Origin of the sequence: Methylobacterium sp. 17Sr1-1 (assembly GCF_003173775.1) — a bacterium.
Taxonomy (GTDB): Bacteria; Pseudomonadota; Alphaproteobacteria; order Rhizobiales; family Beijerinckiaceae; genus Methylobacterium.
The window spans coordinates 6,007,937-6,032,420 of record NZ_CP029552.1 but is presented as its reverse complement, the minus strand read 5'-3'; the positions used below and the strand labels follow the sequence as shown (position 1 = coordinate 6,032,420).

The window sequence follows — 24,484 nt, the reverse complement described above, 5'->3', positions numbered from 1 at the left end:
CAGGGGTGGGACCGTGCGGAAGCGCGGAACCGTCCGGCTGCTTTGCCGCTTTGTTTCTCGCTATGATCACCGACGACACCACCGCGCCCCCGCGCACCCCCACGGCGATGCCGAACCCGCAAGGCTCCCCGAATCACGGCTCCCCGAACCCGCTGGCTCAGGCGTGGGACGACCGGATCGCCCTGCTGCTCGAACTCCTGCCCCGGCGGGTGGGTGGTGCGATCGCCTGGCTGCGCGCGCCGTCCCGGCGCTGGGTCCGCATCCCGGCCGCCCTGGCCCTGATCCTCGGCGGCTTCCTGGCGATCCTGCCGGTCTTCGGGCTGTGGATGCTGCCGCTCGGCCTCGCCCTCCTCAGCGAGGATCTGCCCGGCATGAAGCCGTCGCTGGAGCGCTCGGCCCGCTGGCTGGAGGCGAAGTGGGAGCGGGTCGTCGCGTGGTGGCGCCGCAAGCCGTGATGCGATCGGCGTCCCTTCGCCGAGGCGACGCAACGGTCCCACCGCACAGGGCCATCCCGGGGCCGCGCGGCGGAGCCCGGGATCCGGACACGCAGGTGGTGCCAGAAGAAGCGGAACGCGCTCCACCTTGTCCTGGACGTCCTGCGGTTCTGGGCGTGCCTGCGGCACTCCGGGCTCCGCTGCGCGGCCCCGGAATGACGCGGAGCTTCAAGGACAAGCACTGTCGAAAAACTTCGACTTCATTTTCGAAGTGATCGATTCCTAATTCAACGACGTCATCGCCCCCGTCCGCGGCGCCGGCCAGGAGACCGCCGGCAGGTCGATGTTGGGCAGTTCGACGCTTATGGAATCGCCCGGCATCAGTGTCGTGGTGTCGTCGGCCACGATCTCCTGCGCGCTTGTGCCGGTCTGCCGGCTGACGCGGTAGGTCGGCTTCGCCCGCCGGGCCTGGGCGCGGTCGGCGAGGAAGCGCGGGGCGGAGACCTCGGCCTCGAGGATCAGCCGCTCGGCCACCTCCATCCGGGGCTTCAGCTGCTCGAGGGCGCGCTGGGTATCGCGCGCCTCCGCGGTGATCTCGGTGGCGCGCCGGCTGCGCAGGTCGAGGATCGACAGGTCGGCGCGCGAGATCGACTCGCGGGCGCGCAGCAGGTCGGTGGTAGTGCGCAGCTTCTCGCTCTCCATCTGCGCCATCGAGCGGCCGGACGCGATGGTGCGCTGCTGGGTGGCGAGGCCGCGCTCGGCGAGCTGCTCGTTGCTGCGGATCTCGGTGGCGATCAGCTTGATCTGGGTGTCGATGGTGGCGAGTTGGCCGTTCAGCACGTCGATCTGCTGGCGCAGGAAGCGCTTGAGATCCTCGATGGCGTCGACCTGGGTCGCCAGCGCCTTGCGGCGGGCCTCGAAGATCGAGGTCTCGCGGTCGATGAGCGCGAGCAGGCCGGGATCCGGGCGCCCGGCCAGTTCCTTCGGCGGCTCGAACCTCTGTTTGTCGTCGCGCTCGGCGACGAGGCGGGCCAGCCGCAGGGTGAGCTGGTCGCGGTCCTTCTGCAGGCCGGCGAGGTCGCCGCGCGCGGTGATCGCATCGCGCTCCAGGCGCAGGAGCCCGCCATCGGTGACCCGCGGCGGTCCGCCGGCGAGCGCCACCGCCTTCGCCACGGTCAGCCCCGGCCGGAAGGCGTATTCCCCGGGCTTGTCGACGGCGCCGCTGATGTAAAACGGCCGGTAGACGGCGATCTCCACCGCGGTGTCGGGCGGGTCCGCCAGATCCATCCGGTCGCGCAGGCGCCGCGCCACCAGCCGCCCGACCTCCCGGGTCGGCAGGCCGGCCACCGGGATGTCGCCGATGATCGGCAGGGACAGGGTGCCGTCGGCCCCGATGGTGAACTCGTCGTTCAGCGCCGTCCAGGCGAAGATCTCGTCGCGGCTGGCCCGCCACTCGAACACCCGCAGCCGGATGCGGTCGAGCGGCCCGAGGGCGTAGCCGGCGAGGCTCCCCGCGGAATTGCTCGCGGCGGCCGGCGCGGGCGCTGGCAGAGGGGCGGAGATGGCGGGACGCGGCCCGTTCGCCGCGCTCGCGAGCCCGGCCGGCAGGCCTATCGCGCCGAGGAGGAGCCCGCGCCGGAGGGAGGCGGGAAGACGGTGTGCGGCTCGCATGCGGATCAGGCCTTCTCGTCCCAAGGATGTCGGCTGCCGGTGATGTCGTTTACCCGCGAGCCCTCTCCCGGCCGCCGCGCCGCTGGGCTCGTTCCCGTGACTGACGGGAAGCCTCGACCGTCCGGCCGCACGGCGCAGCCTCCCAATAAGCGGTAGAGGCCGCACCTCCCCCGGCGCCTTGCCCCGCCGGCCCCTGTTCACCTTCGCCTCTTTCGATGAAAGATCAGTACCCGAACGAGGTAATCGAAGATGATGCAACGTAGATCCGCGTGATATTGTGGTGAAATTGACCTGAGCTTCGCCTCTCTGCCTATCGTTAATCGCTCGTTAACGGTGGAGACGGCGCATGGCTCATGGAGCACGACCGCAATCCCGCGTGGGCGGTGGTGATGAACTTGGCAGTAAGGGGCTGGCCAGGAGCGGGCTCACCGGTGGTGGAGTGACGGGAAGCGGGCTCGGGGGTACGGTGCCGGCCAGCGGCCTCGCGCTCCTGCTCGCCCCGGGACTGCTGGCGCCCGGAGCTCTGGCATCGGGAACCTTGACGTCGGGAGCTCTGGCCCTCGCGCCGGCGGTCGACGCCGGCAGCGCGGTCGCCGCCCGGATCCGCCCGGCGCCGGCCTTCCGGCCCGGAATGGGCCCGGTCGCCAAGCGCGCCCTCGACGTGGTGGGCGCCGCCCTCGGACTGGTCCTGCTGCTGCCGCTCTTCCTGGTCGTCGCGCTGCTGATCAAGTGCGATTCGCGCGGGCCGGTGCTGTTTCGCCAGAGCCGCATCGGCCTCGGCAACCGGCCGTTCCGAGTGTGGAAGTTCCGCACCATGACCTGCTGCGAAAACGGCAGCGTCGTCCGTCAAGCCAGGCGCGACGACCCGCGGGTGACCCGCGTCGGCCGCGTCCTGCGCCGCACCAGCCTCGACGAATTGCCCCAGCTCGTGAACGTGCTCTTCGGCTCGATGTCCCTGGTCGGGCCGCGGCCGCACGCGGTGGCGCACGACGCGCAGTTCAGCGGCACGGTCGCCCGCTACGCCGAGCGCCACGCGGTGCGCCCGGGCATCACCGGCTGGGCGCAGGTGCGCGGCTGCCGCGGCGAGACGCCGAACGCCGCCGCGATGCAGCGCCGGGTCGATCTCGACCTCGCCTACATCGAGCATTGGTCGCTGCTGCTCGACCTGCTCATCCTCGGGATGACGCTGCGCGAAATCTTCCGCTCGCAGGCCGCCTACTGACCCTCATCCTCATCATGTCCCGGCCGCGCGCCCGCGCGGCCGGGCGAGCAGTCCCGTACCCGAGGATCCCTAGCGCCGATGCCCCTCGTCGATCTTCTCCTCTGCGCCTTGGCGCTCGCCGGCGCGGTGCCGGTCCTGGTTCTCGCAGCGCAGGTCGTGGCCTCGCTGCCGGCCTTACGCCTATCCCCACCGTCCCCGCGCCGGCCGTCCCTGGCGGTGCTGGTCCCGGCCCATGACGAGGCCGCCCAGATCGCCGACACGGTGGCCTCGCTGCGCCCCGGCCTCGCCCCCGGCGACCGCCTGCTGGTGGTGGCCGACAATTGCCGCGACGCCACCGCGGCCGCGGCACGGGAGGCCGGAGCCGAGGTGGTGGAGCGCCACGACCCCGAGCGGCGCGGCAAGGGCTACGCCCTCGATTTCGGCACCCGCCACCTCGCCCGCACCGGCCTGCCCGAGACCCTGGTGGTGGTCGACGCCGATTGCACCCTGGCGCCCGACGCTCTCGACCGGATCGCGCGCCTGAGCGCCGCCCTCGACGGGCCGGTCCAGGCGGCCTACCGCCTCGCACCGCCGCCGCAGGCCTCCTCCTCCTTGCGCCTCGCTACCGTCGCGACGACCGTCAAGCAGATCGGCCGCCCCCTCGGCGGCAGCCGCCTCGGCTGGCCCTGCGGCATCTCCGGCACCGGTTTCGCGGTGCCGACGCGCCTGCTGGCCACGGTCGGGCTGGCCAGCGGGCACCTCGCCGAGGACCTGAAGCTCGGCCTCGACCTGGCGCTCGCCGGCCATCCGCCCCGCTTCTGCCCGGAGGCCGAGGTGACGAGCGCGCTCCCGGCCGGCGCGGCGGCGCGGCGGGCGCAGCAGACCCGCTGGGAGCACGGCCACCTCTCGCTGATCCTGCCCTATGCCGGCGCGCTCCTGCGCGCCGCCCTGCACCGGGGCGACGCCCGGCTCGCCGCGATGGCCCTCGACCTCTGCGTCCTGCCCCTGGTGACCCTCGCGCTCGCGCAAGCCGGACTCGCCGGCCTCGGCCTCGCCTGGTGGGCGGCCGGCGGTGGGGCGGGACCGCTGCTGATCTCCGCCGCCAGCCTCGCCGGCCTCGTCCTCGCCTTCGGCCTCGCGGCCCGGCGCTGGGGCGGCGGCTTCCTGCGCTGGCAGGATCTCGCGGCCCTGCCGCGCCTCGTCGCCGGCAAGGCCGGGATCCTGCGCCGCTTCGCGCTGCAGCGGCAGACGGAATGGGTGCGGACCGAGCGGGTCGGGGAGGGGAAATCGCCGGGGTAGGGGCGCGCGGCCGGGGTGAAAGCCCCGGCGAAATCGGCAGCAGAGCCCGGAAGCGGGCAAAATGTATCCCACCCACACTTTCCTGGCTGCTGCTTTCGCAAGCCCGGATTGACGCGGAGGGTGTGGAAGCCGGCAGAGGCCGATCGAACAGGCTCTCAGCCCGTCGGGCTCCGGGCCGGCGCTCCCGGCGCCGCGACGCCGCCCGCCTCCGCCGCCCGCATCCGCGCCACGTCGAGCACCGCCGCCATCGCGGGCGCGACCGACCGGAAAGTGGTCCCCTCCGCGACGGTGCGGCGCGCGCCGGCGCCGAGGCGGGCGCGGGCGGCGGGATCGTCCCACAGGGTCGCGATGGCGGCAGCAAGCGCCGCGGGGTCCTCGGGCGGCACCAGGAGGCCGTTCTCGCCCTCGCTCACGTAATCCTCGGTCCCGGCCGCCCTCGTCGCCACGACGGGCTTTCCGAGCATCATCGCCTCCAGCACCGTGACCTGGCCGGACGTGAAGGTGGTGTTGCGCAGGGGCACGACGTTGACCCGCGCCCGCCCGCAGAGGTCGTGGCACTCGGCGATGGTCAGGCCGCTGCGCACCGTGACGTTTTGCGGGAGGTCGAGGCCCGCGACGGCGTGGGCGCCGGCGACGATCACGGTGGGCAGGCCGAGCCGGGCGACCGCGGCCACGAGGGTGGCGTAGTCCCGGTTGGCCGAGCCCATGGCGAGCACGAAGGGCGCCGCCTCGTCCTCATGCGTCTCGCGCGGCTCGTCGTGGATCGACAGGGGCACGAACACGAAGCGGTCGCGAGGCAGGGCGAGCCAGTCGGCGTAGAGCGAGATCTCGCGACGGGAATGCACCACGAACACGTCGACCTGCCCCAGGACCATGCGGGCGAGGCGCGCCTGCCAGCCCCCCGGCGTCCGGCCGAGGTTGAAGCACCAGGCGACGAGGGGCACGTCCCGCCGGCCGAGGACGAGCTTGACCAGGGCCGCCGTCACGGCGAGCTGCGGGAAGCCGGTCATCACACCGGCCCGCCCCCGCGGTGCCGCGCGCACGAGGCGCCAGGCGCCCCAAGCATGGCGCAGGTAGTCCGACCATTCCGCCACGCCGGTGACGGCCCGCGAGCGGTCGTGGTCGTAGGTCGCCGGCGCCGTCGCGAACCGGTGGGGACCGCCGACGTGGCGGGGGATCCAGTCGCCGCCCTCGTCCCGCAGAAAGGGCACCGCGAGGATCCACTGCATCGAACCGGCTGGCGTCATGATCGATCCGGGGTCTGCTGGTCGCGGCCGGGTCGCGAGGGGCGGGCCGCGAGAGGGAGGCGCACGGGAGGGGAGCTTAGAGACCGCCCGGGCGGTTCGGAGCGGCCCAATCCGGCGGCCCGTTTCCCGAGAAAGGCGGCGGCCACCCCCGAAAGGCGCAGGTCCGCCGACACCTCCGGCTGAGATCCGGAGCGGCCCCGCGCCCCGAAGGCGACGCTTCGCGCGACGCCCCGGCCGGCTACCCTGCGGCCGGTCCTGCCGGGAGATCCGCGCCGATGCACCGTTCCGCTGCCGCTCTCGTGCTCGTCCTCGCCCTGCTGAGCCCTCCCGCGCAGGCCGACGACCCGTTCCGGGATCCCGTCGCGCAGCCCTTCGCCTCGACGAGCATCTGGAACACGCCGCTCGGCCGGGGGGCGACGTTCCAATCCGGCGACGCGGCCGAGACGGCGCTCCTGCGCAACCAGAATGCCGGCGGGCCGGCGGGCGCCTATGCGTGGATCGGCGGCCACGCCTTCGGGATCTACCGCCAGGCGCCCGACGATCCGGAGCGGACCTGGACCTATCGCGGACGGCCGCCGAGCGTGCCCTGGCCCCATGGCGGGGCCCCGAACGGCGGCCGGTTCACCCTGCGCACCCCGCCCGGCATCGCCTTCCTGGGCGGCACCGACCGGCACGCGGTGCTGATCGACGCGGAGGGCCGCTACGCCTACGAGCTGTGGCTCGGCGCGTTCGACCCGGCCCGCAAGCTCTACTCGGCGCAATACCTGGTGCGCACCGACCTGCGCGGCAGCGGCATCTCGGCGACGCCCGGCGCCACGGAGGGCGTGCGCGCCTTCGGCGGCTCGCTCATCGGCGGGCTGGTGCGGCGGGCCGAGCTCGAGCGGGGCGAGATCCGCCACGCCATCGCGATGGCGGCGAGCACCAGCCAGGCGAGCCCGACCCGCATCGTCTGGCCGGCCTCCTCGACCGACGGGGGCGGGCACAACGCGCATACCGGCACGATCCCGATGGGGGCCCTGTTCGCGATCCCGCCGCAGGTCGATCTCGGCCGCCTCGGGCTGACGACGCCGGAGGGCCGGGCGCTCGCCCGGGCGTTCCAGGAGTTCGGCGGCTACATCACCGACACCGCCGCCCGCACCCTGGTGATCGCCTATCTGGAGGAAGGCTGCACCGAGACGCAGATCAACCACCTGCAATCGGACAAGGACAAGATCCTCTCGGTGCTGGCGATGGTGACCAACAACGACGCCGCCCATCCGGGCGGCCCCGGCGCCCGGGTGGCCCCGCCCCCGCCGCCGCTCAAGGGGGAGTGAGGTCGCCGCGGCGAGGGCCAGATGAATCCCGACAGTCTTCACACCCTCCAGGTCATCCCGGGGCCGCGAAAGCGGAACCTGGGATGACGCCGAGAGACTGTTTGAGTTAACGGACAGTGTCGTCACCCTCCTCGTCGTCCGGTGATCGGCGAAGCCGAGAACCCGGGATGACCCGGAGGGTTCGAGCGCTGTATCGATCAGTCAAACAGGCTCCGGGAGATGTCGGCCAGCGTACCGGATCGATCAAGGCAATCGTCGTAAAAGAAAATCGACGCCGGCCGGCTCGACCGCGTCGGATCAACGAATGACGGATTAGGGCGGGTCATGGCTCGCCCGGGTGGGACCGCGCGGGAGACATTCCCCCGCGCCCCCTGTCCTACAGCTTGAGGTCGGAGCGGGATTCGAAGGCGCGAATCGCCACCTCGGTCCGGTTGGTCGCGCCGACCTTGCGCATGATGTTGCGCACATGCACCTTGACGGTGCTCTCCTTCATGTTGAGCTCGAAGGCGATGATCTTGTTCGCCTTGCCCTTCTGCAACTGCTCCAGCACCGCGGTCTGGCGCGGGGTGAACTGGCTGCGGGGGTCGGCCGCGCCGGCATCCTCGGCCCCGCTCCGGCGCTGCAGCAGGCAGCTCGCCGGCACGAAGACGCCGCCGGCCCGCACCAGCCGCATCGCCTCGATCGCCACCTTCAGGCTGACATTGGTGGGGATGTAGCCGCGGGCGCCCTCGTTGAGCCGCTCCACGATCTCGCCCGGATCCTCGCTGTCGCAGAGCAGGACCAGGCTGGTGTTCGGCCCGATCCGCGAGCGCAGCGCGGCCTCGCGCTGGGCGGCGCCGCGCCCGGCCTCGCGGGGATCGTAGTAGAGCACCACCAGGTCGCCGTCCTGGTGGCCGACCTTCGCCCGCTCCCACTCGTCGATCGACCCGAAGGTCACGACCTCGTGGTCCGGAATCGCTTCGGCGAGGCAGTTGCGCAGGCATTCGCGCACCAGCTGCCGCGGCTCGATGATCGCGATGGCGGGCTTCAGGCCGGGCTCCTCGCCGGGCTCGAACGCCTCCACCACGGTGTCAGTCACTTCGACCAGTCTGCGGCCCCGCGAAGCGAGGCCGTAATCAACGAGAGCGGGCGTCGACATGCTTCACCTCCACCACTGTACGATCGAGCATTATTGTTGGATGCGGTTCTCGGCGTGATGGTCACGGCCCGGCGCGATCATGCCGTGCCACCCCTTGTCCGGAGCCGGATCTGTGGAATCGGCCGGCGTCGCCGGGCCCTCGACTGCATGATCCAGTCGATCCGGCCCCCCGCATCCGCCCGCTCTCCCTGATTTCAGTCCTAACACGGGAATAAAGCAGTTACAATCCTCAACGTGATGATATAGGCCGAATTCCACTGATGATATTAGGCGCCTTGATTGATCGCACGCAAGAGACAATCGTTTGATACACACGCAAGACGTGTATCCGGCGGTCGGACTCGGAACATTATTGACGTTGGAGGATGTGATGCTGACGCGCATAGCTGACCGACGGGACCTCTTTCAGTCACCGGGCGGCTTATACTTTGAGAAAAGAGATCTTTGACGCGCCAGGAACGAGCGTCATGTCGCCAGGCAGCGTCAGTGCGGGCGTTTCTCCAGAGCGAGACCGACCGACGTCAGGGCGTCAGCGGCGACCCGGTTCCCGGGCGCCAGCTTCCAGAACGGTGCGGCCCGCACCAGTCCCGACAGGGATGAGGGCGGAAAGCGGCGTCCGTCCTTCGTCCTCGATCCACCTCATCGCCGCTCCCGTACATCACTTTATGTATAAGATCTGACACTACCGCTCTAAGGCGGCGCGCTCCGTCCGCGCTCAACAATCATCTGAAGGATGTCCAGTCAACCATATCGTTTGATAATTTTTAACGGTAAATGTCGCATCGCGTCGATTCAGTCCAGAAAAGATCAGCGGCGGGCTTGGTGGCCCGCCGCTGATCCGACCCGGCGATGAACCCGAAGCCTCAGGCGCTGAGGGGCAGGGCGGGGCGCCCCGCCAGAGCCTCCGCCAGGGCGCACGCGACGGCATGGACGGTGTCGTCGCCCATGCCGGAATAGAGCGGCAGCAGGATGCAGCGGTCGCGCGCGGCCTCCGAGTGGGGCAAGGGTGCGCGCAATGTCAGGTCGGCATAGGCCGGCTCGAGGTGGATGCACATCACGCCGCGGCGGCTGGCAATGCCGCGGTCGAGCAGACCTTGCATCACGGAAACCTGATCGGCCCCGTCGCTCAGGCGCACGGCGTAGCTCTGCCAGTTCGACCGGGCCCAGTCCGGCTCGGCCGGGACCGCGACGGGCAGACCCGCCAGGGCCTCCGCGTAGAGCCCGGCGAGGCGCCGGCGCTCCGCCACGATGGCGTCGAGCCGCGCGAGCTGCACCCGGCCGATCGCCGCCTGCAGGTCCGTCAATCGGTAGTTGTATCCCGTCGTCGGATAATCTTCGAAGACCACCGCCCGGCTGGCGTGGCGGGCGACGTCCGAGACGCCCATCCCGTGCTGGCGCCAGAGCCGGAACTGGCGGTCGAACGCCGCGTGGCGGGTCGTCAGCATGCCGCCCTCGCCGGTGGTGAGGATCTTGCGCGGATGCATCGAGAAGCAGGCGACGTCCCCGAGCGGCCGGCCGATCCGCTGCCATGCGCCGTCGATCCGGATCTCCGAGCCGATCGCGCAGGCGGCATCCTCGACGAGGTGGATCCCGTGCCGGCGTGCGATTCCGATCAGCCGGGCCATGTCGCAGGGCATGCCGATCTGGTGCACGGCGAGGATCGCCCGGGTTCGCGGCGTGATCGCGGCCTCGGCGAGGTCCGGGTCGATGGTGAGGGTGACGGGGTCGATGTCGACCAGCACCGGCTCGGCCCCGCATTGCCGGATGGCGTTGGCGCAGGCGATGAAGGTGTGGCTGACGGTGATGACCTCGTCGCCGGGCCCGACGCCGGCAGCGAGCAGCGCCAGATGCAGGCCGGTGGTGCAGTTCGAGACCGCGCAGGCATGGGGAGCGCCGACGGCCTGCGCGAACTCGGCCTCGAAGGCGCCGACCTGCGGCCCCTGGGTGAGCCAGCCGGAGCGGATGACGGCGCTCGCCGCCTCGACCTCGGCTTCGCCGAGGCTCGGCTTGATGATCGGGATCACGAGGCGAGCTCCATCACGGGGGCGAGGGTGGAGGCCGCGGGCTTGCTGTTGGCCCGCCACCAGGCGACCAGGGCGTCGAGGCCCTCGTCGAGGCCGATGGCCGCCTGGAAGCCGGTCAGCTCGCGGGCGAGGCGGGTCTCGGCGAGGCGCCGGGGCACCGGGTTGACGCTGCGCTCGGCCTCGTGGACCGGCACCAGGTCCGGCCGGCCCATCACCGCGGCGAGGCGTTGCGCCAGTTCGAGGAGCGAGGTCTCTTCGCAGCGTCCGACATTGAGCGCCACGTCGCTCGCCGGCGAGAGCGCCGCCAGGATGTTGGCCCGGGCGACGTCGCGCACGTCGATGAAGTCCATGGTCTGCAGCCCGTCGCCGAAGATCAGCGGCGGGTCGCCGCGGGCGATCCGCTCCATCCAGCGGATCAAGACTTCGGTGTAGCGCCCGTGCAGGTCCATGCGCGGGCCGTAGACGTTGAAGTAGCGGAGCGCGACGTAGTCGAGCCCGTTCATGTCGTTGTACGAGCGCAGCAGGCCCTCGCCGAAGCTCTTGGCCGCGCCGTAGAGCGTGCGGTTGCCGGAATGCGCCTCGGCCTCCGGGGTCGGGAAGGTCGTCGCCATGCCGTAGACCGAGGCCGAGGAGGCGTAGACCACCTTGCCCACGGCTTCCGCGACGCAGAGTTCGACGAGGCTCGCGGTCGCGTCGACCATCACCTCGATCGCCTCGCGCGGCTCGGCGGCGCAGTGGGTGATGCGGAGCGCCGCCTGGTGGAAGACGGTGTCGCAGCCCGCCACCAGCCCGGCCATCAGGTCGCGGTCGCGGATGTCGCCGATGACGAGTTCGACGGCACCGGAGGCCATGGCGCCGGACAGGTTCTCGGTCCGGCCCCGGATCAGGTTGTCGACCACCACGATCTCGCGGCAGCCGCGCGCCACCAGGAGATCGACGATGTGGGAGCCGATGAAGCCGGCCCCACCGGTGACGAGGACGCGGTTTAGTGCGCGAGACGGCTCACACGGCTTCAGCATAACCATCTCCCAGGCTGTCGGTGAGGGCCGCGACGACGGTCGCGATCTGGCGCTCGGTGATCTCGGGGAAGAGCGGCAGGGACAGCCACTCGCCGGCCAGAGCCTCCGAGACGGGGCAGGGCGTGCCGAGGCGCACGCGATCGGCGTAGGCCGGCTGGTGGTGCACCGCCTTCGGGTAGTGGATGCCGGTGGCGACGCCCATGTCCTGCATCCGGGCCCGCACCGCGTCCCGGTCCGGCACCCGCACGGCGTAGACGTGGTAGACGTGGTCGCGCCCGCCGGCCTTCGGCGCCTTGAGGCCGGCTTGGCCGAGCAGCGCATCGTAGCGCGCGGCGGCCCGCCGCCTCCCTTCCGTCCAGCCGTCGAGGTAACGCAGCTTCACGGCCAGCGCCGCCGCCTGCACGGTGTCGAGGCGGTAGTTGAAGCCCGGGCGGACGTGGTTGTAGCGCCCCTCCTGGCCCCAGTCGCGCAACGAGCGCAGGGCCTTGGCGATGTCGGGATCCTGGGTGGTGATCGCCCCGCCCTCGCCGCAGGCGCCGAGATTCTTGCCCGGGTAGAAGCTGAAGCAGCCGACCGTCCCGAAGGCGCCGGCCCGCGTCCCGCCGCGCTCGGCACCGTGGGCTTGGGCTGCATCCTCCACCACCGTGAGCCCAAAGCGCTCGGCGATCGAACAGATCGCCGCCATGTCGGCGAGGCGCCCGTGCAGGTGCACCGGCACCACCGCGCGGGTGCGGGGCGTGATCGCCGCCGCGAAGGCCGCCGGGTCCATGGTGTAGGTCTGGGGATCGACGTCGACCAGGACGGGCTTGGCGCCGGCATAGAGGATCGCCGCGACGGTGGCGACGAAGGTCATGCCGACGGTGATCACCTCGTCGCCGGGGCGCACCCCGGCGGCGATCAGCCCGAGATGGAGGGCGGCGGTGCCGGTCGACACCGACACGGCCTCGGCGGTCCCGCAATGGGCGGCGAAGTCGCGCTCGAAGGCGGCGACCTGGGGCCCGAGCACGTAGGCGCCGCTGCGGAGCACCGCCAGCACCGCCTCCTCCAGGGGCTCCTGCACGGCCCGGTACTGGGCTTCGAGGTCGAGAAGCGGGATCATCAGGCGGCCCTCAGGGGAGACAGGTCGATCGGATGGCCGCGCTGGGCCAGGGATTGGGAGGCGGCCTCGAGCAGGCGCACCACGCGCAACCCGCTCTCGCCGGAGGTGAGCGGCGCCTCGCCGGTGGTGATGCAGCGGGCGAAGTGCTCGATCTCGGTGACAAGCGCTTCCTTGACCGGAATGTGCGGGGTCCAGACGTCGCCCATGCGGTAGGCCGGCAGGATGCGCCGGATCTCCTCCTGCGAGGGCCGCTCGTCGATCTCGACGCCGCGGTCGTAGACCTTCACCTTCTCGCTCGGCTCCATGTCGTCGAACACGATCATCCGGCGGCTGCCGCCGATCAGGGTGCGGCGGATCTTCACCGGGGCGAGCCAGTTCACGTTGAGATGCGCGGTGACCCCGCCCTCGAGGTAGAGGGTGATGTGGGCGAGGTTCTCCGGGCTGCCCTTGATGTGGCCGGCGCCGGTGGCGGAGATCGCCAGGGTCTCGGCCGGCAGCAGGTAGTCCAGGATGGCGAGGTCGTGGACCGCCAGGTCCCAGATCACGTTCACGTCGTCCTGGAACAGGCCGAAGTTGATCCGCGTCGAGTCGTAGTAGAACAGGTCGCCGGTGACGCCGGTGTCGATCAGCTCGCGGATCTTCTGGACCGCGCCGGTATACACGAAGGTGTGGTCGACCATCAGCGTGAGGCGGCGCTTGGCCGCCTCGGCCACGAGGCGGGCCGCCTCGCGGGAGGTCGGCGTGATCGGCTTCTCGACCAGCACGTGCTTGCCGGCCATGAGGGCGGCGAGCGCGATCTCGTAGTGCAGGCGGGTCGGCGTCGCGATGGCGATCGCGTCGATCTCCGGATCGGCCAGCATGCGCTGCCAGCTCTCGTCGATCGTCACGCCCGGATGGCGGGTGGCGGCCCGGGCTTGCGCGGCCGGCGACGGATCGGCGATCGCCTTCAGGGCCGTGCCGTTCGCCTCCGCGACGCAGCGGGCGATGTTCGGCCCGAAATAGCCGTAACCGATGACTCCGATCCCGATCATGACGCCTCCGCGAGGTTGAGCAGGGAAGTGGGGTGGGAGAGGGGGGCGGATGCGCCCGCCGGCTGAGCGGCTCGGGCGGGCACGCCCGCCACGTGGGCGCCGGGCGGCACGTCGCGGGTGACGACCGAGCCGGGGGCGATCCGGGCGCCCGCGCCGATCGCGAGCCCGCACAGGATCGTGGCGTTGGCGCCGATGACCGCGCCCGCCCCGACCCGGGTCGTCTCGAGCGTCCAGTCCTCCGGCCCCATCAGGGTGCCGGCGGCCGTCACGGCGCGGGGATGGCGGTCGTTGGTGAACATCACGCCGGGACCGACCGTGACGTCGTCCTCGAGGCTCACGCCCTCGCACAGGAAGGCGTTGGCGCCGATCCGGCAGCGCGCCCCGACGGCAGCGCCGCGCTGGATCTCCACGAAGGGCTCGATCCGCGTGCCCGGCCCGACCGTGCAGCCATAGACGTTGACGAGGGCGGGATCGACGAACTCCGCGCTGGCATCGATCCTCGCATTCACGACCGGCATTCCGTCCCCCGTCGCATCCCAGTTCTGGGACGCTAGGCGGCCGGCGCGGCCAAGTAATCGTGCCAATGCGAGGGTACGCGTTACACCCTAATCACCTCGATCGACGTCAGAACGGTCCGGTCATTCTACCGCTTCGGATGTAGAGGCCGGCGGGATGACCAATCCGGCGGGGAGCGACGCCTCGCCGTTTTCCGCTCTGGGCAGGGGATGCCTTCGATTCCGACACTCGTCGGCGAAGGAGCACCGACATGCCGACCTTAGCGGACAAAGCCCCGACCTGCGTGGTCCGGGGCCTGAGCTTCGACGCCCTGGCGACGGCCTTGAACAGGGGCCGGACCACGGTCTTCACCCTCAACATGATGCATCTGCGGCTCCTGGGCCGGGAGCCGGAATTCCGCGAGAGCTACCGCCAGGCCTCGATCGTCACCCTCGACAGCAACCTGCTCAACACCTGCTTCCTGCGCCGCAGGATGACGGTGGCGACCGGCAGCGACCTGGTGCAGCACCTCTCGGCCCGGCGCTCTCTCCGCGACCGCTCGGTCCTGGTGATCGGCAACATCACGGTGGAAGAGGCGTCGGCCGTGATGGCGAGCCGGCGCCTCGACGTCGTGCGCCCGCCCTTCGGCTTCATCCACGACCCGGCGGCGGTGGACGACGTCATCACCCAGGTGCGCGAGGCCGCGCCCGACATGGTGTTCATCGCCGTCGGCGCGCCGCAGAGCGAGATGCTGGCCCTGCGCCTGCGCCGCGCCGGCCTCGCCGAACCGTCGATCCTGTGCTGCGGCGCGGCGTTCGAGTTCGCACTCGGCAAGCAGACCCGCTCGCCGGCCTTCCTGCGCCGCACCGGCCTCGAATGGGCCTGGCGGCTCGCGAGCAATCCGAGGCGGCTGGCCGGCCGCTACGCCTCGGATGCCGGCTTCCTCCTGTCGATGCTGGGCCCGCTGACCCGGCTCGCCCGCTCCGGCGCGCTCAAGGTCGGCGGTCTGCAATTGCAGTTCCGGCAGGAGGCGGGCTTGACGCGCAAGGCCGGGTTCGGGCCGGGGGCGCTCGGGGCGGGGTAGATCGAGGAGCGGCTTCGGCCGATCCAGCCGATCGAGCCCGCACGCCGATCGCCACTTCACCACGTCATCCCGGGTCTCGGCGGAGCCGAGAACCCGGGATCCATAACCGCCGACATCGGAGAACGAGACGGGATCGGTCGCCGCTTCATCCTGCCTCGTCGGCGGCTATGGATTCCGGGTTCCGCTGCGCGGCCCCGGAATGACAGGCCGGGTGTCATGATCGTCGGGACCCGTCGAACAGGCTCTGGAACGCAAAAAGGCCGCCTCGACCCGATCGGGGAGGCGGCCTCGTCTGTTTCGCGCTCTGCGAAATTCTTACTCCGCGGCGGCGGGCTTCTTGGTCTTGCCCTTCTCGGCGCCGCGCTCGGCACGCTCGGCGATGCGGGCCGACTTGCCGCGGCGATCGCGCAGGTAGTACAGCTTGGCGCGACGCACCTTGCCGCGGCGGACCACCTTGATCGAATCGATGTTCGGCGAGTAGATCGGGAAGACGCGCTCGACGCCCTCGCCGTAGGAGATCTTGCGGACGGTGAAGCTCTCGTTGATGCCGCCGCCGGAGCGGGCGATCACGACGCCCTCGTAGGCCTGGACGCGGCTGCGCTCACCTTCCTTCACCTTGACGTTCACGATGACCGTGTCGCCCGGCTCGAAGTCGGGGATCGTCTTGTTGAGCTGAGCGATCTGCTCCTGCTCGAGCTGCTGGATGATGTTCATCGGTCAAACTCCTGCCGTCGCCGCCGCGCCCCGGGATGGGATCCGGCGTCAGGATTTCGGCGTCCTGTTGTGAGTTGCCGGCTCCTTACAGGAACGGCCGCGGCTTGTCGACACGTGCCGGCACGGCATTTTCGCCGCGCAGGATCGGTCGATCCCGGCCGGGGAACCGGACGGCGCGGACCGTGTTGCTTCGGCTCGGCGCGGCGCTGCCCCCCCGGTGCCGGCCGCCCCTCTGGACCCGCACGTCCGAGGACCACACGGAGGACCATCCACCATGCTGATGCGTTGGAAGATCGCCGGTCTCGCTGCCCTGGCGTTCGGCGGCCTCGCGACCGCCCCCGCGAGCGCGGCCCCGGCCGGGCCCGGCCTCGCCGGTCTTCTCGCCCCCGAGGCACCGGTGACGCAGGTCGCGCAGGGCTGCGGCCCCGGCTTCGCCCGCGGGCCCTATGGCGGTTGCCGGCCGATCTACGGCCGCCGCTTCTACGGTCCGCCGCGGGTCTATGGCCGCCGCTGCTTCATCCGCCCGACGCCGTACGGGCCGCGCCGGATCTGCCGGTTCTGATCGGCGACGCGTGACGATCCGGGCGGGGACCACGACGGCTCCCCGCCTCGCTCACCCCGTCGTCGGCCGGAACGCCACCAGGGCCATGTCGTCCCGGCGCGGCTCCGCCCCGCGGTGGACGGCGAGCGCCGCCTCCAGGGCCGCCACCTGCCCGGCGAGGGGCATATCCTGGTGCCGCCCCAAAATCTCCGCGACGCCGCGATGGCCGAGGAGCCGCCGGGACGCCCCGCCCATCTGGTCGCTGACCCCGTCGGTCATGAGGAAGAAGGTCGGGCGGTCGCGCAGCGGGATCTCCACCGCGGCGATCGGCTCCTCCCGCCCGGTGCGCCGGTAGCCGAGCCCATGGCGCCGGCCCTTGATGCGGGTAGTCCCGTTATCGGCCAGCACCGTCAGGGCGAGGCCGGCACCGGCGAAATGCAGGACCCCGGTCGCCCGGTCGACGACGCAGATCCCGCAATCGAGCCCGTCATCCGATCCGTCGGGCGCACTCGTCTCCTGTCGCAGCCGCGCCCGCACCACCCCGTCGAGGGCGGCCAGGATCTCGTCGGGACGGCGCAAGCCCTGATCGTGCAGGATCCGGTCGAGGGCGGTCGCGACGATCAGGGTCAGGAAGGCGCCGGGCACGCCGTGGCCGGTGCAATCGGCCACCACCACGATGCCGTGGCCGTCGATCTCCTCGATCCAGTAATAGTCGCCGCCGACGACGTGCAGCGGCTCCCACAGCACCGCGACCTCCAGGCCCGCCCCGCGCAGGGCGGCGGGCCCCGGCAGCACCGCCTGCTGGATGCGGCGGGCGTAGCCGAGGCTCTCCATCACCAGGCCGTTCGCCTCGGCGAGGCGGGCATGGGTGCGCTCCAGCTCGGCCAGCAGGTGGCGGGCCTCGTCGCCGCTCTTCAGCCCCTCGACCATGCGGTTGAAGGCGGCGGAGATGTCGGCGATCTCGCGGCTCGGCCGCCGGCGACCGGCGAGGTCGACCGTGACCCACCGCTTGTGCTCGACCTCGCCCATGGCAGCGAGGAGCCGGCGCAGGGGCGCCAGCACGTGGCGGCCCACCGCGATCCGCAGGGCGAGGGCGAAGGCCAGGATCAGCGCCAGGCTGGCGCCGAGCACCATCACGAACTGCTTCTCGGCATTGGCCCGCAGGCCCTCCGCCGACAGGACCAGGGTCAGGCTGCCGGCGGGCTGGGCGGCCGGGCCGGGATCGATCTCGGCCGAGACCTGGATGCGCTCGAAGTTGCGCCCCCGCGGCTCCTCGCCGAGCCGCCCGACGGCGCCCCCCGCGGCGTCGCGCAGCAGGGCGAAGCGGAAGGCGGGATCGAGGGCCAGCGCCTGGAGCTGCGAGGCGTGGTCGCCGGTCCAGCCCGGCCGGGCGAGGACCCGGGCGGTCATGTCCGCCATCATCTGGGCGCGCGCGCCCTCCATCCGGATCTGGTCGCCGTAATTGACCCAGGCGATCACCACCTGGGTCGCCAAGACCACGGCGGCGATCACCGGCGACAGGCGCAGGAACAGGGTATGGGCGAGGCCGTCGAGGTTGCGGCCCCGCGCCGCGCCGCGCAGGGCCCCGGGGCGCATCGTGTCGGCGCCGCCGTCCTGCGTCGTCGGCACCTCGGTGAAGCCGAGATCGGCGAGCGCGTCGCCCCGGCGCATCGGCCCGGCGCCACGCAGGGAACCGCCGCGGCGCGGGGCTCCTTCCGCCAGAGGTTCGCTGCTCAAGCCCGAGCCTCCGGGGAGGGGGCCCGCTCGACCCGGTTGCGGCCGCCGTGCTTGGCGGCGTAGAGGGCCGCGTCGGCCCGGCGCATCGCGGCTTCGAGATTGTCCTCCGGTCCGGATGCGGCGAGGCCGATGCTGACCGTGATGCCGATCGGCCCGCCCTCGGTGGCGACCGGGTTCGCCGCGACCGCCGCGCGGATGCGCTCGGCGATCGCCGCCCCGTCCTCCGGTCCGGTCTCGACCAGCAGGATCGCGAATTCCTCGCCCCCGAGCCGCCCGACCGCGTCGAGGGAGCGCAGGGCCGAGCGGCAGGCGACCACGAAGGCGATCAGCGCCGCGTCGCCGGCGGCGTGGCCGTGGCTGTCGTTGACGAGCTTGAACCGGTCGAGGTCGAGCATCAGCAGGCAGGCCTGCTGCCCGGGGCGGCGCGGCCAGTCGCGGGCGCAGACCTCCAGGAAGCGCCGGCGGGCGAGCGCGCCGGTCAGCGGGTCGGTGTCGGCGAGCCGGCGCAGCTCCGCTTCCAGGCGGGCACTGGTCTCGATCTCGCCCGAGAGGGCCTCGTTGAGGGTCTGGAGGTCGCGCTGCTGCTCGGCGAGGCGCTTGTTGGCCTTCTGGAGGTCGGCCTGCATCCGGTCGCTCAGGCGCACCAGCCGGCGCTGCTCGCGGTAGCCCCGGCGATAGGCCTCGGCCAGCACCTTCACCCCGTCCGCCACCGCGGCGAGCTGGGTCAGCATCACCTCGGTCCGGTCGAGGACGGCCTCCTCGTTGTCGAACAGGCTGAACACGTTGGCCGGCGCTCCGGCGCGCTTGCCGCCGTCGCTCCGCTTGCCGGCCCCGTCATGTCCTCCGTCGGGATCGCCCCTGTCGGGATGGCCTCCTGCGGGCTCCGGGGGCGCGTCGCCGTCGGTCGTCGCAATCCGCCCGGTCGTGCGCCCGCCCTGGCCCGCCCTGGTCGTCATGCCGCCGTCTCCTGCACCATCTCGAACCGGGCATGCGAGAAATCTGCCGCGAAATCCTCGCCGGCCTCCGCGATGGTGTCGTCGCCCTCGGCGTAGAGCCAGCGGATCGTCACGTCGCGGCCGGCCTCCGCGGCGTCCTCGAGGGGCATGAACAGGTTCATCAAGGCCTTGGCGCTCGACGAGTTGAAGTACGACAGGGCGACGTCGACGATCAGCGCGCCGCCCTCCTCGTCGAGGCAGGCGCGCAGGGCCTGGAGCAGCGGGCCGTAGAAGGCCGCGGCATCCTCGGGGTAGGATTCGCCGCGCAGGAGCAGGCGCCCGGCGGCGAAGTCGAAATCGACCAGCGGCGAGCGGCTGGTGGCGGGGATCTGGATCCGGTCCATGTCGCGGCGCCTCAGATGAAGGCCTTGAGGCAGAAGAACGCGCGGTCGTCGCCGCGCGCCTGGAAGTCGTACTCGACCGGGGCGCTGGAGCGTCGGGCGATCTCGATCAGCCCGATGCTGCCGCCGAGGCTGCCCTCGTCGGCGGGCTGGCGCAGCCGCTCGCGGTAGTACTTCTTCAGCTCGTCGCCCGACAGGCCGGCGATGTGGTCGAGCCGGGCGCGCAGGGTCGCGACGTGCTCGCCCGGGACCTCGTTGCCGCAGGCGACGAAGAAGCGCCCGTTCTCGATCCCGACCACGATCAGGCCGGCGCTCACCATGCCGCCGCTCGGCGAGCCGTGCGGCACGAGCTTGTCGGCGGAGTAGCGGATGACGTTCTGGGCCTGCTCGACGAAGATCGAGAACACGCGCTTGGACACCGCCGCGTCGGTGTCGCCCTGCTGCATCCGCAGCTTCAGCACCTCGCCGAGGGAGAACAGCACGTTCTCGGACAAGTCGCCGCCGAACGACAGGATGATGCCGTTGCGCCGGGACGCCTCGTGGAACGCCAGGAAGTCAGTTGCGAGCACCGCTCTCTCCTGCCCGGGACGCTGCCGGCCCGAGACCTTCGGCCCGGGCCGCCCGCACATCGGGGTGCGGGCCGCCCGGACGCCATGTTAGCCCACAGAGGCTGACCAGAGTGTTACTGCGCCGGTCAAGGGAAGTCCCGCCCCGCGTCGAAGAAAAAATCGTCGAGTGGTCGTCCGGGCGCGATCTCCGGCCAGGATGCGCTGAAAACACTCGCGATCTGCTTTCCGGTTGTGCAACCGAGGTCGGTACTGCCTCAGGGACACGTCCGGGGCGAAGCGGTCGATCGGGGCGATGGACGGCTTCGGGTCGCGTGCGAAGTCCCGCCCCGGGGATTTTCCCGGCCGCTGATTCGTGCGGGCGGTCTCGAAGCCCGCGCCCGAGTCTCCGCCCCCATCCCCGCCCCTTGCGGCGGGCCGGCCGCGCGGGCAGCATCGCGGCGGCGGAGCGCGTCCGGGCATGGTCGAGATCAAGCGGCGCCGGTCCTTCGAGGCCGGGCATCGGCTCAAGTTCATGGTGCTGGTCGACGAGACGCCGGAATGCGACCGCGCGGTGCATTTCGCCGTGCGCCGGGCGGCGCGGCTCGGGGCCCGGGTGGTGATGCTGGCGGTGGCCGAGCCGCCCGAGACGATGGAGTGGCTCGGCGTCGGCGACGCGATGCGGGCCGAGGCCGAGGCCGAGACGGCCGCGCGCCTGGAAGCGCTCGCGGCGTCGGCGCGCGGGGCGGCGGGCGTCGATCCAGAGATGGTGGTGCGCACCGGCGAGCGCGCCGACGCGATCCTGCGCCAGATCGAGGCCGACGAGGATATCGGCTTCCTGGTGCTCGCCGCCGCCCCCGGCAGCGACGGGCCGGGGCCGCTCGTCACCTCGATCGCCGGGCGCAGCGCCGGCAGCTTCCCGGTGCCGGTGGTGATCGTGCCCGGCGCCCTGAGCGAGGCGGAGATCACGGCGCTCGCCGGATGAGCGTCCTCCATTGAGCTTTCGCCGGTTCGGGTCCACATCTGCCGGCAGGCGCGAGGGGCCCTCGCGAGGAACCCGCGCGCCGTTCCCGGCCGGCCTTGAACCGGCGCAGAGAACTATTCTCGAGGATCACCGATGTTCATCCAGACCGAAGCCACCCCGAACCCCGCCACCCTGAAGTTCCTGCCCGGCAAGGTCGTCTTGTCCGACGGCACCTTCGAGGCACGGGACGAGGGCGCCGCGGCGCGCTCGCCGCTCGCCCGCGCGCTGTTTGGCGTCGAGGGCGTCTCCGGCGTCTATCTCGGCCACGACTTCATCTCGGTGACCAAGGCCGAGGGCGAGCCCGGCTGGCCGCAGGTCAAGCCCGCGGTGCTCGGCGCCATCATGGAGCACTTCATGTCGGGGGCCCCGGTCCTCGAGGCCGGCCACGCCCCGGAGGAGGCGGCCGAGGAGTTCTTCGACGAGGCCGATGCCGACACGGTCGCCACGATCAAGGACCTGCTCGAGACCCGGGTGCGCCCGGCGGTGGCCGGCGACGGCGGCGACATCACCTTCCGGGGGTTTCGCGATGGCGTGGTCTTCCTGGAGATGAAGGGCGCCTGCTCGGGCTGCCCGTCCTCCACCGCCACCCTGCGCCAGGGCGTGCAGAACCTCTTCCGCCACTTCCTGCCGGACGTGCGCGAGGTCCAGGCGGTCTCGTGAGCCGGCACGGCGCCCGAAACGGCGCCGCTTTCCACCGTCGGCGGTTTCCTCGTCCGCGGTGGATGATCTAAAGGCTGAGCCGAACCGGGCCGCCCCGCCTGACGCGGGGCGGTCCTTCTTGTGTTAACCTGTGCGTGCCACGCTGGGATTCCAGCGGCGGGTCGGCGAACGACCCGGCGCGGCCGGCGGCACGGACCCGGCCGTGGCGATCGAACCCGCGGACGGCGAGAGGGCGGAGCCTGACGGTGATGCGGATCCTGGCCATCGACACGGCGCTCGAGCGCTGCGCGGCCTGCATCATGGCGGACGATTCGCCCGAGCCCCTGGCCCAGGAGAGCATGGACCTCGCCCGCGGCCACGCCGAGGCGCTGCTGCCCCTCGTCGAGCGGGTGACGGCCCGGGTCGAGGGCGGGTTCGAGAGCCTGGACCGGGTCGCCGTCACGGTCGGCCCCGGCTCCTATACCGGCCTGCGGGTCGGCCTCTCGGCCGCGCGGGCGGTGGGCCTGGCCTGCGGCATCCCGGTCGTCGGCGTCACCACCCTGTCGGCCCTGCTGGCGCCGCTCCTCGCCGCCGAGGAGGATTACCTTGGCCAGGGCTACCTGCTGGCCGCCGCGATCGACGCCCGCCACGGCCACGTCTACTTCCAGGCCCTGAGCCAGGACGGCGGCATCGCCGTGCCGCCGACCCTGCTGCCGCTGGCCGACGCCGTGCGGCTCCTCGGGCCCGGCCCCGCGGCGCTCGCCGGCTCCGCCGCCCCGGCGCTCGCCGCCGCGGCGACGGGCCAGGGGCAGCGCGCCGTGGTGCCGCAGGGCCACATCGCCCCGCAGATCGCCTGGGTCGCCTCCCTCGGCCTCGTCGCCGACCCGGCCCACGCGCTGGCTCGCCCCCTCTACCTGCGCGGGCCGGACGCCCAGCCGCAGGACCACGCCCGCCTCGCCCGCCGCTGACGGAGACCCCGATGAAGTGGATGCCGTTCCGCTCCCCCCCGACCGCCCATGTCGCGCCCCTGCTCTCGGCCGACCGGGCCGGGGAGCTCGCGGCGCTCCACGCCACCGCCTTCGCGCGGCCCTGGGAGGCGGACGAGTTCGAGCGCATGCTGTGCGAGCGCGGCCACCTCGCCCACGCGCTGATGCTCGGCACGGTGATCGGCGGCTTCGTGCTGTCGCGCCAGGTGCTCGACGAGGCCGAGATCCTCACCATCGTGCTCGGGCCGGCCTCCCGCGGCGCGGGCTTGAGCCGCCAGCTCCTGCGCTCCCACCTCGTCGCCCTGGAGGATGCCGGCGTGCGTCGGGTCCACCTCGAGGTCGACGACGGCAACGCCCCGGCGCTGGCCCTGTACCACCGGCTCAAATTCACCGAGACCGGACGCCGGGCGAGCTACTACGCCCGGCCCGACGGCAGCCGCGCCAACGCGATCATGATGCAGGCGGCGCTGGGGTAGGGGATACGGGGAAGGAACATCCGGGGAGGAGAATGGCGCGGGTGTCTCCTTTCCCCGCGGGCGGGGAAAATGCCTTTTTGGAATGAAGCGCGGGATCCCCTCTCCCGTTTGGGAGAGGGGTAGGGGCGATCGAAGATCGCGCAGGGTGGCTCGGCTTCAGGAAGAATCGCCGAGAGTCGAGCTGCACAGCTCGACGGTTCAGGATCATTGCGGCAGCCGAGCCACCCTCACCCCCGGCCCCTCTCCCACACCTTGCAGCGATACCGGGCAAGCCCGGCATCGCCTGGAGAGGGGAGACGCGCCACTCCTTTTCTCCGGACAGCCCTGCGCCTGCGGGGAGAGGAGAAGTCCCGCGCCATTTCCCATTCACCGGATAGCTCTGCGGGCGACGGCGCCGCCCGGGCGGTGGACAGCGCCCAGCCGGACTTGGTATGCGGCGAGGGCCGCGCGGCCGGAACCGCGCGGCCCGCCAGACGACCCCTTCCCGAGCCGAGCCCCCGCCGTCCGAACCATGACGTACCTCGTCGCCGGCCTGCGGCTCCTCGCCTATGCCCTGACCTTCGCGCTCCTCGCCGGGCCGCACTGGCTGGTCCTGAAGCTCGGGCGCAGCCATCTCGCCGGCCACGCGCCGGCCTGGCTTCACCGGGTCTTCCTGCGCCTGTTCCAGATCCGCATCACCGTCACCGGCACGCCGCCGGCCCCGGGCGAGGCGGCGCTCGTCATCGCCAACCACATCTCCTGGCTCGACATCCCGGTGCTGGGGGCGCTGCGCCCGCTCTCCTTCGTGGCGAAGTCCGAGATCGCCGGCTGGCCGGTGATCGGCACGCTCGCCCGGCTCCAGCGCACGGTGTTCATCGACCGCGCCCGCAAGCGCCACACCGCCGTGGTCAACACCGAGATGAGCCGGCGCCTGCGCGACGGCGAGCTGATCGTGCTGTTCGCCGAGGGCACCACCGGCGACGGCACCCGGCTCCTGCCGTTCCGCACCTCCCTCGTCGGCGCCGCCCGGGCGGCGATCACCGAGGGCGGGCTCGACCGGGTGCGGCTCCAGCCCCTCTGCATCGCCTACACGCGCCGCAACGGCCTGCCGCTGACCCGGGCCGAGCGCCCGGACATCGCCTGGTACGGCGACATGGAGCTCGGCCCCAGCGTCAAGCTGTTCTTCGAACGCGGGCCGATCGACGTCCGGGTGACCTGGGGCGAGCCGATCGCCTTCGCGGCCGGCACCGACCGCAAGGCCGCGACGGCGCTCGCCGAGGCCTCGGTGCGCCGCGCCCTCCAGGAAGCGGTGACCGGCCGGCGGCCGGCGCCCCCACCCGACCCGTTGCCTGCGCCGATCCCGCGCCCCGTGCACGAGGCGCCGCCTATTCTCATTCCGGCCGCGACGGCTTAAATGACGGGAGCGGTCCCCCGGGACCGTCCCCGCCGCAT

At 72.0% G+C, this 24,484-nt stretch carries 24 protein-coding genes; 11 read left to right on the top strand and 13 right to left on the bottom strand.

What is annotated here, in order from left to right:
- Window positions 1-107: 107 nt before the first annotated feature.
- A complete protein-coding gene (locus DK412_RS27515) occupies window positions 108-455 on the top strand; it encodes a hypothetical protein (protein ID WP_109975530.1) in 348 nt (115 codons plus the stop codon).
- A gap of 261 nt (window positions 456-716) precedes the next feature.
- Here DK412_RS27515 and DK412_RS27510 read toward each other — a convergent pair whose 3' ends face one another.
- On the bottom strand, window positions 717-2,105 hold the full coding sequence (locus DK412_RS27510; RefSeq protein ID WP_109974574.1) for a polysaccharide biosynthesis/export family protein: 1,389 nt from the start codon (window positions 2,103-2,105) through the stop codon (window positions 717-719).
- Window positions 2,106-2,643: 538 nt separating this feature from the next.
- Between DK412_RS27510 and DK412_RS27505 the strand changes: the two genes are divergently transcribed.
- Window positions 2,644-3,327 carry an exopolysaccharide biosynthesis polyprenyl glycosylphosphotransferase gene (locus tag DK412_RS27505; protein WP_245447323.1) on the top strand — a complete coding sequence of 228 codons (684 nt, stop codon included), beginning with the start codon at window positions 2,644-2,646 and terminating at the stop codon, window positions 3,325-3,327.
- Between the two features lie 78 nt (window positions 3,328-3,405).
- Window positions 3,406-4,605, top strand: coding sequence for a glycosyltransferase family 2 protein (locus tag DK412_RS27500; protein WP_109974572.1), 1,200 nt, complete (start codon window positions 3,406-3,408; stop codon window positions 4,603-4,605).
- A 155-nt stretch (window positions 4,606-4,760) separates the two neighbouring features.
- Here the strand turns inward: DK412_RS27500 and DK412_RS27495 are convergent, their stop codons facing one another.
- Window positions 4,761-5,852 carry a glycosyltransferase gene (locus DK412_RS27495; RefSeq protein ID WP_162596320.1) on the bottom strand — a complete coding sequence of 364 codons (1,092 nt, stop codon included), beginning with the start codon at window positions 5,850-5,852 and terminating at the stop codon, window positions 4,761-4,763.
- Between the two features lie 275 nt (window positions 5,853-6,127).
- Between DK412_RS27495 and DK412_RS27490 the strand changes: the two genes are divergently transcribed.
- Window positions 6,128-7,165: a hypothetical protein gene (locus DK412_RS27490; protein WP_109974570.1), complete on the top strand. Its 1,038-nt coding sequence runs from the start codon at window positions 6,128-6,130 to the stop codon at window positions 7,163-7,165.
- Window positions 7,166-7,541: 376 nt separating this feature from the next.
- Here DK412_RS27490 and DK412_RS27485 read toward each other — a convergent pair whose 3' ends face one another.
- The 6 genes from DK412_RS27485 to DK412_RS27460 form a co-directional block, all read right to left on the bottom strand.
- On the bottom strand, window positions 7,542-8,243 hold the full coding sequence (locus DK412_RS27485; protein WP_204165453.1) for a response regulator transcription factor: 702 nt from the start codon (window positions 8,241-8,243) through the stop codon (window positions 7,542-7,544).
- 923 nt (window positions 8,244-9,166) lie between these two features.
- A complete protein-coding gene (locus DK412_RS27480) occupies window positions 9,167-10,327 on the bottom strand; it encodes a DegT/DnrJ/EryC1/StrS family aminotransferase (protein ID WP_109974568.1) in 1,161 nt (386 codons plus the stop codon).
- Window positions 10,324-11,346 carry an NAD-dependent epimerase/dehydratase family protein gene (locus DK412_RS27475; protein ID WP_204165452.1) on the bottom strand — a complete coding sequence of 341 codons (1,023 nt, stop codon included), beginning with the start codon at window positions 11,344-11,346 and terminating at the stop codon, window positions 10,324-10,326. The genes DK412_RS27480 and DK412_RS27475 overlap by 4 nt, the downstream gene beginning before the upstream one ends.
- A complete protein-coding gene (locus tag DK412_RS27470; protein WP_109974567.1) occupies window positions 11,330-12,445 on the bottom strand; it encodes a DegT/DnrJ/EryC1/StrS family aminotransferase in 1,116 nt (371 codons plus the stop codon). Before DK412_RS27470 ends, DK412_RS27475 begins: the two co-directional genes overlap by 17 nt.
- Complete coding sequence (locus DK412_RS27465; protein WP_109974566.1) at window positions 12,445-13,476, bottom strand: Gfo/Idh/MocA family oxidoreductase; 1,032 nt, start codon at window positions 13,474-13,476, stop codon at window positions 12,445-12,447. Before DK412_RS27465 ends, DK412_RS27470 begins: the two co-directional genes overlap by 1 nt.
- On the bottom strand, window positions 13,473-13,994 hold the full coding sequence (locus DK412_RS27460) for an acyltransferase (RefSeq protein WP_109974565.1): 522 nt from the start codon (window positions 13,992-13,994) through the stop codon (window positions 13,473-13,475). Before DK412_RS27460 ends, DK412_RS27465 begins: the two co-directional genes overlap by 4 nt.
- A 248-nt stretch (window positions 13,995-14,242) precedes the next feature.
- Here DK412_RS27460 and DK412_RS27455 point away from each other — a divergent pair, with 248 nt between their 5' ends.
- Window positions 14,243-15,055, top strand: coding sequence for a WecB/TagA/CpsF family glycosyltransferase (locus DK412_RS27455; protein WP_109974564.1), 813 nt, complete (start codon window positions 14,243-14,245; stop codon window positions 15,053-15,055).
- Between the two features lie 315 nt (window positions 15,056-15,370).
- Here the strand turns inward: DK412_RS27455 and rplS are convergent, their stop codons facing one another.
- Complete coding sequence (gene rplS / locus DK412_RS27450; RefSeq protein WP_093567864.1) at window positions 15,371-15,769, bottom strand: 50S ribosomal protein L19; 399 nt, start codon at window positions 15,767-15,769, stop codon at window positions 15,371-15,373.
- A gap of 274 nt (window positions 15,770-16,043) precedes the next feature.
- Here rplS and DK412_RS27445 point away from each other — a divergent pair, with 274 nt between their 5' ends.
- Window positions 16,044-16,331 (top strand): hypothetical protein, encoded by a 288-nt coding sequence (locus tag DK412_RS27445; RefSeq protein ID WP_348629353.1) that lies wholly within the window; start codon window positions 16,044-16,046, stop codon window positions 16,329-16,331.
- Window positions 16,332-16,382: 51 nt separating this feature from the next.
- Here DK412_RS27445 and DK412_RS27440 read toward each other — a convergent pair whose 3' ends face one another.
- The 4 genes from DK412_RS27440 to DK412_RS27425 are packed head-to-tail and all read right to left on the bottom strand — an operon-like array spanning window position 16,383 to window position 19,952.
- Window positions 16,383-18,047: a SpoIIE family protein phosphatase gene (locus DK412_RS27440; protein WP_245447322.1), complete on the bottom strand. Its 1,665-nt coding sequence runs from the start codon at window positions 18,045-18,047 to the stop codon at window positions 16,383-16,385.
- Complete coding sequence (locus DK412_RS27435; protein ID WP_109974562.1) at window positions 18,044-19,003, bottom strand: GGDEF domain-containing protein; 960 nt, start codon at window positions 19,001-19,003, stop codon at window positions 18,044-18,046. Before DK412_RS27435 ends, DK412_RS27440 begins: the two co-directional genes overlap by 4 nt.
- A complete protein-coding gene (locus DK412_RS27430; RefSeq protein WP_093567866.1) occupies window positions 19,000-19,386 on the bottom strand; it encodes a DUF1987 domain-containing protein in 387 nt (128 codons plus the stop codon). Before DK412_RS27430 ends, DK412_RS27435 begins: the two co-directional genes overlap by 4 nt.
- Before the next feature lie 11 nt (window positions 19,387-19,397).
- Window positions 19,398-19,952, bottom strand: coding sequence for a SiaB family protein kinase (locus tag DK412_RS27425; protein ID WP_109974561.1), 555 nt, complete (start codon window positions 19,950-19,952; stop codon window positions 19,398-19,400).
- A 457-nt stretch (window positions 19,953-20,409) separates the two neighbouring features.
- Here DK412_RS27425 and DK412_RS27420 point away from each other — a divergent pair, with 457 nt between their 5' ends.
- The 5 genes from DK412_RS27420 to DK412_RS27400 all read left to right on the top strand — a co-directional run bounded on the left by DK412_RS27420 (window position 20,410) and on the right by DK412_RS27400 (window position 24,446).
- On the top strand, window positions 20,410-20,913 hold the full coding sequence (locus DK412_RS27420) for a universal stress protein (protein ID WP_109974560.1): 504 nt from the start codon (window positions 20,410-20,412) through the stop codon (window positions 20,911-20,913).
- Between the two features lie 132 nt (window positions 20,914-21,045).
- Entirely contained in the window at window positions 21,046-21,612 is a 567-nt protein-coding gene (locus DK412_RS27415) for a NifU family protein (RefSeq protein WP_093567869.1), read from the top strand.
- Window positions 21,613-21,860: 248 nt separating this feature from the next.
- Window positions 21,861-22,559 carry a tRNA (adenosine(37)-N6)-threonylcarbamoyltransferase complex dimerization subunit type 1 TsaB gene (gene tsaB, locus DK412_RS27410; protein ID WP_093567870.1) on the top strand — a complete coding sequence of 233 codons (699 nt, stop codon included), beginning with the start codon at window positions 21,861-21,863 and terminating at the stop codon, window positions 22,557-22,559.
- 11 nt (window positions 22,560-22,570) lie between these two features.
- Window positions 22,571-23,053 (top strand): GNAT family N-acetyltransferase, encoded by a 483-nt coding sequence (locus DK412_RS27405; RefSeq protein WP_109974559.1) that lies wholly within the window; start codon window positions 22,571-22,573, stop codon window positions 23,051-23,053.
- A gap of 511 nt (window positions 23,054-23,564) precedes the next feature.
- Window positions 23,565-24,446, top strand: a complete 882-nt coding sequence (locus DK412_RS27400) for a lysophospholipid acyltransferase family protein (protein WP_109974558.1) — start codon at window positions 23,565-23,567, stop codon at window positions 24,444-24,446.
- Window positions 24,447-24,484 lie beyond the last annotated feature (38 nt).